The sequence below is a fragment of the Gluconacetobacter diazotrophicus PA1 5 genome, from assembly GCF_000021325.1.
In the GTDB taxonomy this organism is placed as follows: domain Bacteria; phylum Pseudomonadota; class Alphaproteobacteria; order Acetobacterales; family Acetobacteraceae; genus Gluconacetobacter; species Gluconacetobacter diazotrophicus.
In genome coordinates this window covers 2,548,044-2,561,549 of sequence record NC_011365.1, presented here as the reverse complement: position 1 = coordinate 2,561,549, position 13,506 = coordinate 2,548,044, and the positions used below count along the sequence as shown (strand labels likewise).

13 protein-coding genes are annotated in these 13,506 nt (G+C 67.0%); 3 read left to right on the top strand and 10 right to left on the bottom strand.

Features of this window, described 5'->3' with window-relative positions:
- Nucleotides 1-351: 351 nt before the first annotated feature.
- A complete protein-coding gene (locus tag GDIA_RS11650) occupies nt 352-711 on the bottom strand; it encodes a YkgJ family cysteine cluster protein (RefSeq protein WP_244410084.1) in 360 nt (119 codons plus the stop codon).
- Nucleotides 712-1,074: 363 nt separating this feature from the next.
- On the opposite strand from GDIA_RS11650, the gene GDIA_RS19680 reads away from it, so the two are divergent.
- Nucleotides 1,075-1,344: an SMP-30/gluconolactonase/LRE family protein gene (locus GDIA_RS19680; protein WP_049762922.1), complete on the top strand. Its 270-nt coding sequence runs from the start codon at nt 1,075-1,077 to the stop codon at nt 1,342-1,344.
- Nucleotides 1,345-1,374: 30 nt separating this feature from the next.
- Here the strand turns inward: GDIA_RS19680 and GDIA_RS11640 are convergent, their stop codons facing one another.
- The 6 genes from GDIA_RS11640 to GDIA_RS11615 all read right to left on the bottom strand — a co-directional run bounded on the left by GDIA_RS11640 (nt 1,375) and on the right by GDIA_RS11615 (nt 9,703).
- Nucleotides 1,375-2,073 (bottom strand): glutathione transferase, Atu5508 family, encoded by a 699-nt coding sequence (locus GDIA_RS11640; RefSeq protein ID WP_012222481.1) that lies wholly within the window; start codon nt 2,071-2,073, stop codon nt 1,375-1,377.
- 14 nt (nt 2,074-2,087) lie between these two features.
- A complete protein-coding gene (locus GDIA_RS11635) occupies nt 2,088-4,076 on the bottom strand; it encodes a transketolase (protein ID WP_012554238.1) in 1,989 nt (662 codons plus the stop codon).
- 625 nt (nt 4,077-4,701) lie between these two features.
- Nucleotides 4,702-5,433: a pirin family protein gene (locus tag GDIA_RS11630; RefSeq protein WP_012222477.1), complete on the bottom strand. Its 732-nt coding sequence runs from the start codon at nt 5,431-5,433 to the stop codon at nt 4,702-4,704.
- Nucleotides 5,434-5,444: 11 nt separating this feature from the next.
- Nucleotides 5,445-6,968: an efflux transporter outer membrane subunit gene (locus GDIA_RS11625; protein WP_012222476.1), complete on the bottom strand. Its 1,524-nt coding sequence runs from the start codon at nt 6,966-6,968 to the stop codon at nt 5,445-5,447.
- A gap of 4 nt (nt 6,969-6,972) precedes the next feature.
- Nucleotides 6,973-8,049: an HlyD family secretion protein gene (locus tag GDIA_RS11620; RefSeq protein WP_012222475.1), complete on the bottom strand. Its 1,077-nt coding sequence runs from the start codon at nt 8,047-8,049 to the stop codon at nt 6,973-6,975.
- A gap of 16 nt (nt 8,050-8,065) precedes the next feature.
- A complete protein-coding gene (locus tag GDIA_RS11615; RefSeq protein WP_012222474.1) occupies nt 8,066-9,703 on the bottom strand; it encodes an MFS transporter in 1,638 nt (545 codons plus the stop codon).
- A gap of 300 nt (nt 9,704-10,003) precedes the next feature.
- Between GDIA_RS11615 and GDIA_RS11610 the strand changes: the two genes are divergently transcribed.
- Entirely contained in the window at nt 10,004-10,423 is a 420-nt protein-coding gene (locus GDIA_RS11610) for a response regulator (protein ID WP_012222473.1), read from the top strand.
- 43 nt (nt 10,424-10,466) lie between these two features.
- Here GDIA_RS11610 and GDIA_RS11605 read toward each other — a convergent pair whose 3' ends face one another.
- The 3 genes from GDIA_RS11605 to GDIA_RS11595 all read right to left on the bottom strand — a co-directional run bounded on the left by GDIA_RS11605 (nt 10,467) and on the right by GDIA_RS11595 (nt 12,671).
- Nucleotides 10,467-10,703 (bottom strand): hypothetical protein, encoded by a 237-nt coding sequence (locus GDIA_RS11605; RefSeq protein WP_012222472.1) that lies wholly within the window; start codon nt 10,701-10,703, stop codon nt 10,467-10,469.
- A gap of 53 nt (nt 10,704-10,756) precedes the next feature.
- The gene (locus tag GDIA_RS11600; protein WP_012222471.1) at nt 10,757-11,821 is read right to left on the bottom strand and encodes an alkene reductase; all 1,065 of its coding nucleotides are present in this window, start codon (nt 11,819-11,821) and stop codon (nt 10,757-10,759) included.
- A gap of 103 nt (nt 11,822-11,924) precedes the next feature.
- On the bottom strand, nt 11,925-12,671 hold the full coding sequence (locus GDIA_RS11595) for a glucose 1-dehydrogenase (RefSeq protein ID WP_012554236.1): 747 nt from the start codon (nt 12,669-12,671) through the stop codon (nt 11,925-11,927).
- A gap of 144 nt (nt 12,672-12,815) precedes the next feature.
- Between GDIA_RS11595 and GDIA_RS11590 the strand changes: the two genes are divergently transcribed.
- Nucleotides 12,816-13,475 (top strand): TetR/AcrR family transcriptional regulator, encoded by a 660-nt coding sequence (locus tag GDIA_RS11590; protein ID WP_012554235.1) that lies wholly within the window; start codon nt 12,816-12,818, stop codon nt 13,473-13,475.
- Nucleotides 13,476-13,506 lie beyond the last annotated feature (31 nt).

The window sequence follows — 13,506 nt, the reverse complement described above, 5'->3', positions numbered from 1 at the left end:
GGCGGTCGGCGCGACCGCACATTTCATATTTCACACAAAAAACATGATGGCCAGGATTTTAACGCCAGTAAATGCATAAAAATCATATTTATACATTTTTCATAGTGATATATTCGGCCGCCGGGCCAGCGTTCACCCTTCTTGCGGATCGTCCCACAGGGCGCGTACTGCTTCATGCAAAAAAACCGGCCCCGGATCGATACCGAATTCCCTTTCTATATCCTCGATGCGCTTTTCAAGAACAAAAAGAAAAATCCTGTACTGATGCGCCGCATGCCCTTCATCTCCCTGGTATCCCAGGTCGTTTTCGCAGAACGTTCCTGACTGGCACAGTGCGACGTCGAAACTGTATTAGCCGCGGCAGACCATCGGGCGTTGATCGTATATCGAGCATGCACCATCAAACAGAAAAGGACAGAACGTCACGTCTGTCAGAAGTCTCTGATGCAGCATCTCCAGACGTTCCGGGGTGAAGGTGCGTCGTGCGTAATCCAGTGCGAGTCTCGCGAAAATCGGGTTGACCTGAATGAGGCTTCTGCAGCAGGTGTCGCAGCCACTGCGGCACGCCACGGGGCTGACCTTGCATATACTGTTGAGACCGTCGGAAACTTCGGTGCAAATATCTAGAAGAGTCCTGGAAAGTTTCAGGATATCCGAAGGCTGCGCGGCAGCGGCGAGACCATTCCTGAACATGCTGTCTGCTTCAGCCATCCTGGCCCGCATATAGGCGAGTGCGGAGCTCTCGGATTGGGATGTCGATGGGTGATGCATGAAGTGACCTGTCCCGGAATTTTCATTCAGCCATAAGGAGAATCCTGATGGAGATTATGCCGATGGGCATAACGTCGGGCAACAGGGGCCGCTTCGGCCGGGCGCAAGGCCACGCAGGTTATCCCCCCTGGTGGAGCGCGAGGCGGGACCGACGGGGAAGGGTCGCGGTCGGGCGGAAAGATCCGCTGGACCCTGGGATCGGAAATCGTCACCCAGTTCGCCGCCCATGCGCGCCAGCCGGACCATACGTTCCGCGTCGATGCGAAGACCGGCGCGGTCGAGGCCGTCCTGTCACAGACCGACGTGCCCAGCCCCAACGGCCTGTGCTTTTCGCCGGACCTGCGGACGCTGTACGTCGTATCCAGCTTGCCCGACCCCGGGCAGACGGCGCCGCTCGGGTTCGCGAGAGTGTTCTGCCACAATCCGGCGGGCAGGCTGATCGGGCGTATCCGCCTGCCCGATCGCTGTTCGAACGTGACCTTCGGCGGCCCCAAGCGCAACGAGCTGTACATGTGCTGCGGGCCGCAGCTTTTCCGGCTGCGGCTTGAAACCCAGGGCGCCGGGTTGGCATAACGGATCGGGGATTTTCCTGTTTCGTCCTTTTCAGGACAGGACCTTGCGCAACGATGCCTCGATCTGTCCCCCGCAATAGGCATCGCCGTAATCCTGCCGCGCCCGGGCGGCCAGCCGGGCCAGCGGCGGCAGGTCCGCGACCCGTCGCGCCAGCGCGGCCGTCATGGGCGCGGATGCGTCGAGGATCGCGCCGATCGGGGGGAAGCGGTCCGCCATGGTGGCCCACAGGGTGGCCGTCACGACATCGGCGATGCCCGGCACGTCACCGCCCAGCAGGAAGCCGGATTCGGCCGTCAGGCCGTGCCGCCGTCCGGTTTCCTCCCATAGCGACATCCATTTTTCCAGGCGGGGGATGAAATCCTGCCAGCGTTTTTCGGCCCACATCTGGCGGCCGCCATCCAGCGTGATCTCGTCGATCACGTCGTTGGCGTCCGCGACGACCTTCATCGTCAGGGCGCGCAGCGACGGGCTGGAGGGCAGGAGGTCCAGCGTTTCGCCCAGATAGAGGATGATGGCCGGCGTCTGGGCAAGGGCGACATCCGCCTTTTTGTCGATCAGCAAAGGCGGTCCCATGAAGGGGACCGGCATGTCGCGCACCGTGCCCTCCATCAGGTGCGCGATCGCGGCGTCCCCGCCCTCGGTCCAGCTTCTGCCGGCATGGGCCAGGACGGCGCGCACGAACTGGCCCCGGAACGGCACGGACCAGTAATAGAGGATGTAGTCGGACATGGCGCGGGCTCCGATCAGGCGGCGGGCAGGTACTCCCTGGCCGCCGCCACGATATCCTCGACCCCCAGGCCGACATAGTGCAGGACGTCGTCGGCCGACCGGCCGCTCTTGGGAATCCGCGTCACGGTCAGCGGGTGGATCGGGGGGGCGTCCGGGATCGTGCCCGCGCCTTCGGCCAGTTCGCTGCCCAGGCCGCCGACGTAATTGTCCTCGACGGTCACGACCTGGCCGCCCTTCCCGGCCAGGGCCAGGATGGCGGGCACGTCCGCCGGCAGGGAATAGGCGTCCACCACCGCCGTGCGGACGCCGTCCTGTTCCAGGATCCGCGCCGCCTTCAGGCAGCTATGCACCATGTAGCCCGATGCCACGAACACCAGCGCGGCACCGTCGCCCGCCGGGTCGGCCTGCCGCACGACCTTGTGGCCGCCGAGGGGGAATTTTTCCCCTTCGGGATAGAGGATCGGCAGGTCCCCCCGCACCGCGCGCAGGTAGCAGGCGCCGGAGGATTCGGCCATGGCCAGGACGAGGGCATAGGCGCTGACCCCGTCGCTGGGCGTCAGCACCCTGACCGCCGGGTTGCCGCGCTTGTCACCCACATGGGCGAAGGCGCGCATGAAGGCCACGTCCGCCAGCGCCATCTGGCTGGGACCGTCCGAGGCCAGGGTCACGCCGATATGGGTGCCCACCAGCTTCAGGTCGGCGCCGCCGATGATCGCCATTTCGATCTGGTCGAAGGCCCGTTCCAGGAAGCGGCCGAACGTGCTGACGAACGGGATCTTGCCGCCGCCGGCCAGCCCCGCCGCCGCCGAGACCATGTTCTGTTCGCCGATCCGGGATTCGAAATACCGGTCGGGGAAGGCGTCGGCGAAATCCTGGGCGTAGGTCGAATTCTTCACGTCGGCATCCAGCGCGACGATCTGGGGGTTGGCGGCCCCCAGCGCCTTGAGCGCGGTCCCGAAGGCGCGGCGGGGCGACATCATCTTCTTGTCGCGCAGCGCGGCGGCGATCGTCCCGTTGTCATGCGCCACCGTGCCCAGCGATGCCGGCGCCGCGACGGGGGCAGGCTGGACCGGAACGTCGGGCGGGGGCGTGATCCGCAGCAGTTTTTCAACGTCGTCCGGAAAGACGCTGTCCACGCCGTATTCCCGCGCCATGTGGTCCAGCGCCGCCAGCGCGGCGGTGAGCTGGTCCTGCTTGACCGGCGTTCCGTGGTGGCCCATCCCGCCCAGGTCGGGAACGCCCCAACCCTTGACGGTGCGGGCGACGATACAGAGCGGCCGGCCCTTGGCCAGGGACGCGCGGTTGCGCAACGCGTCGTCGATCCGGGCCGGATCGTGCCCGTCAATGGCCAGGGCGGTCCAGCCGAAGGCCTCGGCCTTGTGCTGCAGGTGCACCCAGTCCTGCGCGGGCGAGACATAGTCGCTCTGCGCCAGGGTGTTGCAGTTGAAGATCGCGACGACGTTGGTCAGGCCGTGGTCGGCGATGAAATCCATCGCTTCCCAGATCTGCCCCTCGCGCGATTCCCCGTCCCCGATGATGCAGTAGATCGTCTTGTCGATCCCATCCAGGCGGGCGGCGGCGGCCAGGCCGGCCGCGACCGACAGCCCCTGCCCCAGCGAGCCGGTGGCCGCGTCGAAGAAGGGAAAACCGATTTCGGGATTGGGATGGCCGTCCACGGGGCTGTCGATGTCGCGCAGCGCCATCAGGTCGTCCTGCGTCATCGGGCGGGCATTGCCGTGGGGCGTGATGGTCACCCCCAGGTCCGCGCAGGCCGCGTAGATGATGGGCACCGCATGACCTTCCGACAGGACCAGCCGATCGGACCCCGGGGCCCGGGGATGGGCCGGGTCCCATCGCATGATGCGATACAACAGTTCCGTCACCAGGTGGGTCAGCGACAAAGCCGTGGTCGGATGGCCGGCTTTTGCGGCGGTGGTGGCGCGAACGGACAGTTTTCCCAACGCGATGGCCTTGGCCTGCACGGCCTGCTCGACTGTCAGCATCTGGTGTCTCCTGTGTGCTGCACACGCGCCGGACCGGGTCCGGACGGCATTCATCGGCCACGGTCGCGTGGCCGGCACGGGGACGGACGCATCCCCCCGGATGTGTCGAGTTGGAACGACAGGCGCCCGCGGAAGGTTTCCCTAAAAATTGGGGAAACGGCGCACGGACACGGGGCCGGCCGAGACCGGCATGCGCCGGAGATCGCCGTCGCGCGATGTTTTTCCCACCGGCGGCAGTTTCAATGTCATTTGCCGCTTTGTCTGTTGACGAGATGAGAGTCCCGGACGTTATCTTTCCACTGTGATAGATATTTTTCGTTGCCCCGGTTTCCCTATCTTCTATTTTATTCCTGATATTCTTCTCTGGAAAAAAGAAACGTTCCATGTTGTCATTTCCAATACGATGATGACGTGGCCTCGACGAGAGGTTTGGAACTCCGCGTCAGTCATGGGGTGGTAACGCGTTACTTTTATGCTGCCGCGAGGAATGAGGAAGGGACAGCGCCCCGTTTTCCCGGCTCATGCGGCTTTTCTCCTCCCGGCGGGGTGGGAGCCCGTCAGTGACGTTACGTCATGACGATTTGTGGCATATATATTCGTGGCTCGCTCGCGGCGGCGGGAGCGGTCAGGCGGCCACGTCGGCCAGCAGGACGACCGCCGGTGCGTCCGCGATGACGGTCACGTCCGTCAGGCCGGTCAGGGCGGCGGCGTCCCCGCCGTGCAGAAGGCTGTCCTGGATGCGCACGTCGCCCGAGACCACCACAAGATAGAGGTCGCGATCGGGATCGGTGCGGTAGGCCGCGCCCTCGCCGGCCGGGATCGCGGCGTGCAGCAGGCGCGCGCAGGCGCTCAGCGCCACCGGGGCGCCGTCCGCGATCGTTTCCACCTCCTCGGGGTCGTCTTCGGGGAAGCCGGAGGCGATGATCCGGAATCCCCCGTCCTCCAGCCTGGGGAACGCGGCGCGGACCTCCTGCGCGGGGGTCGTGCCCTCGATGTCCGAGAGCAGCCAGAACTGGATGAAGGACGCGCCCTGGGGGCCGGCCTGCCAGTCCACGGTCGCGCATCCCCTGCCCGTGCCGGCCAGGTGCAGGCCGCCCGCGCAGACATCCTCGCGCGGGAATCCGTCCATGTGCGCGACGGCCGTTCCGGATTGCAGCCAGGTCAGGATATCCACGCCCTGTTCCGGGCCCAGGCGATACCGGCCGCCGGGCGCCACGGTGCCCAGGTTGACGGCGCGCAGGCGGCCGTCATGCGTCCGGGCCGGGTCCTGCCAGTCGGCGAACGCGAAATGGCACCGGATGGCCAGGCCGTCGGACCGTGCCGTGCCCAGCGTGTCCGACCGTCGGATCGTGATCATGTCCTCGTCCTCTACGCAGGGGGCCGGTGATTCGGCTTTTCCGGATACAGCCCTTCCCATCCCCCGCCGACCGCGCGGTAGAGGTGGGTGACCGACCCGGCCACGGTGGCCGTCGCGTCGGCCAGGGCGCTCTGGGACGACAGGAGCGCGTTCTGCAGGGTCAGGACGTTCAGGAAGTCCGACGATCCCTGGACATATTGCGCCCTGGCCGTGTCCACCGCAATTTCGTTCTCCCGCACCGCTTCGGCCAGTTCGTCGCGCCGCTGCTGCGCGGCCGTGAAATCGGCCATCGCGTCGTCGATTTCCTGCCACGCCTTCAGGACCGTCCGCTGGAACATCGTGGCGGCTTCCTGCTGCTGCGCGCGGCGCAGGCGCAACTGCCCCGTCAGGCGGCCGCCCTCGAAGATCGGCAGCGTCGCGGTGGGGCCGAACCCGTACTGGCGCGACGCCCAGGACCCCAGGCCGCTGAACTGCAGCGCCTGGACGTCGAGGCTGCCGGACAGCGTGATCCGGGGGAAGAAGTCCGCGATCGCGACGCCGATGCTGGCCGTCGCCGCGTGCAGGCGGTCGGCGGCCATGCGGATATCGGGCCGGCGCTCGGCCAGTTCGGACGGCAGCCCGACGGGAATGGTCGCGGGCACCGACGGGATGTCGCGCGCCGGCCCCAGTTCGGCGTCCAGCGCCCCGGGCTGGCGCGCCACGAGGAAGCTCAGGGCATTGAGCAGGTGCGTCGCCTGGGCCTTGAGGGGGGCCAGGCGGGAGGTGAAGGTGTGAAGCTGGCCGGTCGCCTCGGCCACGTCCAGCCGGGTCGCCGCGCCCTGCTGGAAGCGCATGCCGGTCAGCTTCACGCTGTTGGCGGCCACGTCGATATTATGGTTCAGGATGCCGATCTGGGTCTGGACGGCGCGCAGGTCGATATAATCCTGCGCGGTCTCGGCCATCAGGGAGACGAGGATGTCGCGGCGCATCTCCTCGGTCTCGTGCATCGCCGCCGTCGCGGCTTCGACCTGGCGGCGGACATGGCCCCAGAAGTCGACTTCCCACGAGGCGCTCATGCCATATTGCGGCAGGTTGAACGAGGGATTGCCGACGCTTCCCGGCAGGGCGGTCGGTCCGAACCCCTGGGTGCCGGACGCCACGGACCCGGCCCCTTCGCGCTCCATGGTGCCGAGCAGGCCGAGAATGCCGTTGGTGCTGGCGCGCTCGCGGGCATAGGACGCGTTGGCTTCGGCGTGCGGAAACTGGGCCGCGCGGGCGATCCGCCGCTCGGCCTCGCTTTGCATGAACCGCAGGCCCGCCGCCCGGAGGTCGAGGTTGGAGGCCGCGACCTCGGCTTCCAGGCGGGTCAGGATCGGGTCGTTGAAGAGCGTCCACCATGCCGGATCGACCGAGGCCGTCGTCACGCGGCTTTCCGCCGGGGGCTGGGTGGACCGCCATCCGGACGCGGCCGTGACCCGCGGCTTGTGGAAATCCGGCCCGACCGTGCACCCCACGAGCGCCAGGCAGGAGAAGCCTGCGAGAAGACGACGCGTCATGGCGTTACTGCCAGGCATAACGGGCATCATTGGCGTGCGGGCCTTCGGGCTTCGAGGAGGTGTCGATGTTCGCTTCGACCGACATGCCGACCCGCACCTTCGCCGCCAGGGGCTGGCCGGGATCGAAGGTCAGCTTGACGGGGATGCGCTGGACGACCTTGGTGAAGTTGCCGGTCGCGTTGTCCGGCTGGATCGGCGCGAAGGCCACGCCGGTCGCGGGGGCCAGCGAGTCCACGTGCGCCTTCAGGGGCTGGCCGGGGAAGGTATCGACCCAGATGGTCGCGCGCTGGCCGGTCTGGACCCTGGTCAACTGCGTTTCCTGGAAGTTGGCCAGCACATAGGCATCATGCGTCGGCACCACGGCCAGGATGCCCGTGCCGGGATGCACGTAATTGCCCACGCGCACCCCGCGTTCGCCCACCACGCCGTCCATCGGGGCCGGAATGGTGCAGTAGGACAGGTTCAGCTGCGCCTGCCGCTCGTCGCCCTGCGCGCGCAGCAGGGCGCCGCGCGCCCGTTCGATCTGTCCCTTCAGCACCGCGACCTGCCGGATGGCGGCATCCACGCCCGCCTGGTCGCGGGCGATGGCGGCCTCGGCCTCCTTTTCACGCGCGTCGGACGATTGCTGCTGTTCGATCGTGCCGGCGCCGCCCGAGGACAGGTTGCGGTAGCGGACGGCGTTCTGCCGCGCGAACAGCAGGGTGGCCTGGTCGGCCAGCACGGCGGCGCGCGCCTGGGCGATCACGGCGTCCTGGCGGGCCAGTTCCGCTTCCAGGTTGGCGACGTCGCCCTGGGCGGCCTGCACGGTGCCCGTCGCCACCGCCAGGGCGGCGCGGTAGTCGTCGTCCTCGATATGGGCCAGTTCCTCGCCGGCGTGGACCACCTGGTTGTCCTGCGCGATCACCCGGTCGATCCGCCCCGCCACCTTGGGCGCCACGGTCGGGAAATCGGCCGTGACATAGGCGTCGTTGGTATACTGGTTGACGCCGTCGCCGTTGACCAGGCGCGTTCCCCCCCAGGCGGCGAGGGCGAGCACGCAGGCGGTGCATCCCGCGTAGAGAAGCGGTTTCTTGTAGATCATGATCGGTCGTTCCGGATTAGCGGGCGGGAGTGTTCGGCGACGGCGCGCGCGGCGGATAGACCCGGCGCGGCAGGATGAGGTTCATGACCGCGTAGCCGAGGCAGACCCAGATCAGCACGAAGTAGATGTCGGCCAGCGCGAGGACGAGCGACTGCTCGTGCACGAAGGTATGAAAGACCTGGAGCGTGTTGCGCGCGACATGCGCGCTGTCGGGCGACGTGGCGGCAAGCTGCCGGTTGACCGGATCGCCCATCCCCTGCAGCGCCAGGCCGTGCGTGCCGTGATGGTCCAGCAGCATGGTGGAATGATATTGCTCCCGCCGCCGGGTCAGGGCCGCGAACACGGCGTATGCCACCGCGTTGGCCAGGCCCTTGAGCATGTTCACCATGCCCGAGATGAACGGACCGTCGGCGGGCCCCATCGCGAGGGTGGCGAGCATCAGCGTGGGAATGACGGTCATGGGCTGGCCGAAGATCTGCAGGACCTGCAGCGCGTAGAAATTGTCCCGCACCCAGTCCACGGTCAGCCACGTGCCCAGCCAGGCCGCGCCGGCCAGGCAGAGCATTCCGCCCGAGAGCACGTAGCGGCAATCCACCCTGCGGCTGTTGCAGATGGCCGCGATCAGCGGAAGCATCAGGAGCTGCGGCAGCGCCACGACCAGTGAGACGGGGGCCGCCTGGATCGGGCGATAGCCGCGCACGGCCTCCAGGTAGATGCCGGGGATTTCGCCCATCATGGCGCAGATGGCCAGGATGCCGACCAGCGACAGCAGCGAGGCCTGGATGTTGCGCGACCGCCAGTACTGCACGCGGAAATACGGGCTGGGATGGTACGCCTCGTTGATGACGAAGACGATGAACGCCGCCCCGCCCCAGAAGGACAGGTTGGTGATGACGGGCGAGCGGAACCAGTCCAGCCGGTCCCCCTGGTAGAGCACGATGACCAGCGCGCAGATGGCGGGCAGGCCGACCAGCAGGCCGAGCCAGTTGAACTTCTGGAACCGTTCGAAATGCATGGGATCGCGCGGCAGCCCGTACGCGATCATGGCGATCGACAGCGCGGCAAGCGGGATGATTTCCCAATAGAGCCAGTGCCAGCCGACACGTTCGAACCAGAAGGCCTCCAGCGGCAGGCCCAGGTTGGGGCCGAAGGTCGCGCTCATCGCGTAGCCGCCGATGCCGAACACGCGGATTTCCGGCGGCAGGTATTTCAGCATCACCGTCATCAGCACCGGCGGCAGGCACCCGGCCATCAGCCCCTGGAAGGCCCGCAGGATGCACAGCGACGTGACATCGGGCATGAACGGCGCCGGGATCGCCAGCAGCGCCATGACGGCCGTCACGAAGATCGAGAAGCGGTAGATGGAAAACGTCATGTAGAACCACGGCGTGAAGGCCATGGCCGCGATGTTGAAGGATTCGTAGATGGCGATCAGCCACGTTCCCTCATCGTAGCCGATGTGCATGGCGCCGCGGATATCGGTCAGGCCGATCTCGGTCACGTGTTCGTTGAAGCCCGCCACATGCACGGCCAGCAGCATGCCCAGGCAGCCGATCACCGTGCGCACCCCGAAGGGTGGGATATAGGACGGCCGGGGGGGCGAGGCGTGGATGACCGGCTCGCCAGCCGATGGCACAGGAACGACGTTATTCATGAAAACCGATAATCCCGAGCCGGAAGCCGCGGACAACCCCCGTTTCCCGCAAGAGACGACTTCGATTTCCGGAAGCGAGACGCCCGGTTCCCGCAGCGGTTACGGTCCGTTCCGCCCGCACCCGGCCGGGTGACGGACGGCACCGGATCGCCCGTTTGGCGTCGGGATTCGCCACGCCTGGCCGCCGATACTCCTTTCGTGACTGGAATCGGTATTTTCCGGACCGGCCGGCATTCCGATCTGGTCTACGCTATTTACCCTCAGGACTGTTTCGAAGCCCCAGCGCACCGGAGCAAGACCATGATCCCGGCCTGTCCATCCAACAGCCGTTCGGGTTCCGCGCGGCCGTCCCTTGCCGTGAAGGCGCTGCGCATCCTGATCGTGGAAGACGAGATGCTGATCGCGATGCTGATGGCCGAGCTGCTGAGCGGGCTGGGGCATACGGTCATCGGCGTGGAGATGACCCAGTCCGGCACCATCGCCGCCGCCGCGGGCGACCGGCCGGACCTGATGATCGTCGATGCGCGCCTGCGGGAAGGAAGCGGGATCGCGGCGGTCGCGGAAATCCTTCGCGGCGGGTTCATTCCCCATATCTTCGTCAGCGGCGATTCCCTGCGGGACCAGGTCCTGCATCCTTCCGCGATCGTCGTCGAGAAACCCTTCGACGATATCGACCTCGTCACCGCCATCGACCGCGCGGTCGCGACGGGCTGTTCCTGACTGCGCGCCGGACGTCAGCCCGCCCGAACAGTCAGGGAAACAATCAGGGAATAAGCCTGCGCGCGCGCATGGCGTCCAGGTGGGCGATCAGCACCGCGTCCGACCGGCGGTGCATGCCGGAGAAGCCCGCCTGCCGCGCCCTGGTCACGTCGAAGATCGCGTCCGTCTCGACATGAAAGATGAAGTCGCCGAAGCCGCCCGGCGCGAGCCGGTCGGGGTCGGCTTCGGCCAGGCCATGCCGGGCCGCGACCTGCGCCCAGACGGACCGGGCCGCTGGCACCGGCGATCAGGACATGATGAGCGCTCATGGTGTCCCCTCGGAAAGATCCGCTGTCAGTCACCGGATTCGCCCAGCGTGGGATAGTCCGTATATCCCCGCGCGCCCTCGCCATAGAACGTGGAGGCATCGGGCGGCGTCAGGTCCGCACCGATTTTCAGTCGCTCGGGCAGGTCGGGGTTGGCGATGAAAGTCTTCCCGAAGGCCACCGCGTCGGCCCGGCCCTCTTCGATGGCGGCCTCGGCGGATGCACCGGTGAAGGCCTCGTTGGCGATATAGACGCCACCGAATGCCTTCTTCAGTTGCGGGCCCAGGCTGTCCGGCCCCTCGGCCTCGCGCGCGCAGATGAAGGCGATGCCGCGCCGCCCGAGTTCGGTCGCGACATAGCCGAAAGTGGCCGCCGGATTGCTGTCACCCATGTCGTGCGCGTCGCACCGGGGTGCCAGATGCATGCCCACGCGCCCCGGGCCCCAGACGTCGATGGCGGCGTCGGTCACGTCCAGCATCAGGCGCGCCCGGTTCTCGATCGAGCCGCCGTACCGGTCCGTGCGGTGGTTGGTGGAATCCTGCAGGAACTGGTCGAGCAGATAGCCGTTCGCGCCGTGGATCTCGACGCCATCGAAATTTGCTTCCTTCGCCAGTTCGGCCCCGTGCCGGAAGGCCGTGACGATCCCGGGGATCTCGTGCGTTTCCAGCGCGCGGGGCGTCACGTAAGGGCGTTCGGGGCGGAGCTGGCTGACATGACCCCTGGCCGCGATGGCGCTGGGCGCGACGGGCAGGTCGCCATCGAGGAACACGGGGTCGGAAATCCGGCCCACGTGCCAGAGCTGGAGGAAGATGCGCCCCCCGACCGCATGCACGGCGGACGTGACCTTCTTCCAGCCCTCGACATGCTCGGGCAGCCAGATGCCCGGGACCCCGGCATAGCCGATGCCCTGCGGGGACACCGGCGTCGCTTCCGACAGGATCAGGCCCGCCAGCGACCGCTGGACGTAGTAGGTGGCCATCAGGTCGTTGGGGATATGCGTCTCGCCGGCGCGCTGGCGTGTCAGCGGCGCCATGATGACCCGGTTGGGCAATGTCAGGTCACCGACCCGCAGGGGCGTAAACAGAGAAGCCAATAGTCATCTCCCGGACAGATATGAAATCCTGAAAAAGCATGCGCCTGCCCTTCCCGCGCTGCAAGCAGGCGCCCGCCCCTGTCGGGGCGATGCTCAGCTCAACTCAGCGCAGGCCGCCGGAGGCGATCAGCGTTTCGCCGGTCAGCCACCGTGCGTCATCGGACGCCAGGAAAACCGCCAGCGGCGCGATATCCTGCACCTGGCCGGTGCGGCCCAGCGGCGTCTGCGCGATGATGGCCTGCTCCATCTCCGAGCCGACGACGTTCGCGGTCTGCGTCCCTTCGGTCTGGACCAGGCCGGGATTGATGGCGTTGACCCGGATCTGCCTCGGCCCCAGTTCGCGCGCCAGCGAACCGGTGATGGCGTCGATCGCGCCCTTGGTCCCGGTATAGACCGCCGAATGGGGCGGGGTGATGCGCGAGACGACCGAACTGATATTGATGATGCTGCCGCCCGCGCCCAGATGGCCGACCGCGGCCTGGGTCGTCAGCAGCGTGCCCAGCACGTTGACGTTGAACTGCCGGTGGAAATGCTCCTCGGTGATCTCCTCGATCGCGCCGAATTCATAGACGCCGGAATTGTTGACCAGAATGTCCAGACGGCCGAACTGGCCGATCGCGGCGTCGACCAGGCCCTGGGCGTCGGCCTTGCGCGAGACGTCGCCCTGCACCGCCACGGCCTTGCCGCCCGCGTCCGTGATCGCCGCGACGACCGTATCGGCCCCCGACTTGCTGGAGGCATAATTGACGACGACCGCGGCGCCTTCGGCCGCCAGCGCCTTGGCGATGCCCGCGCCGATCCCCTTGGAGGCGCCGGTGACGATCGCGACTTTTCCTGAAAGCTTGCTCATGGTGCTGGACCTGTCTGCTCGGGCGGGAACGACGCGCGTTCCTCATGCCCGGATTGCGGAAACGAAAGGCTTACAATTTGGAGTGACTGCTCCAAGATACGGGATATGAGGGGCGCGAGTCCGCGTTCAAGGATTTATGGAGCGATGACACCAAAAAAAATCGACGGTGAACGGCGTGGCCGCGGCCGGCCGCAATCCTTCGACCGGGACCAGGCCCTGTGCGCGGCCATGCGCCTGTTCTGGGACCGTGGCTATGAAGGCACCAGCTTCGACGACCTGACGGCGGCGATGGGGATCAGCCCGTCGAGCTTCTACAACGCCTTCGGCAGCAAGGAGCAGTTGTACCAGGAGGCGACCGAGGCGTACCTGACCGCCTCGCGCGCGTGGTTCCTGGACATCCTGCAACAGGACGCCGACACGCGGACCGTTTTCCGGCACCTGATGGAAGCGGCGGCGACCGAGTTCACGCGCGAGGACCTGCCGGCGGGGTGCATGATCTCGGTGTCCGGTACCCAGTGCGCGCCCGGCCAGGCCCGCCTGCGCGACCTGATGGCCCGCCAGCGCGCGCTGTCCGAGGCCGCGATGGCCGACCGCCTGCGCCAGGGCGTGGCGGATGGCGACATGCCGGCGGATACGGATGCCGCGGGGCTGGCGGCCTTCTTCAGTTCGCTGGCACGCGGGATGGCGGTGCAGGCGCGCGACGGTGCGTCGCGGGACAGGCTGCTGGACATCGCACGGATCGGCATGCAGGCTTGGCCCACGCGACAGGACACGGTCCTTGTCCCACCCGTGGCGCGTTCATAACTCCATAGGGCAGAGGATCATCCAGCGGGGA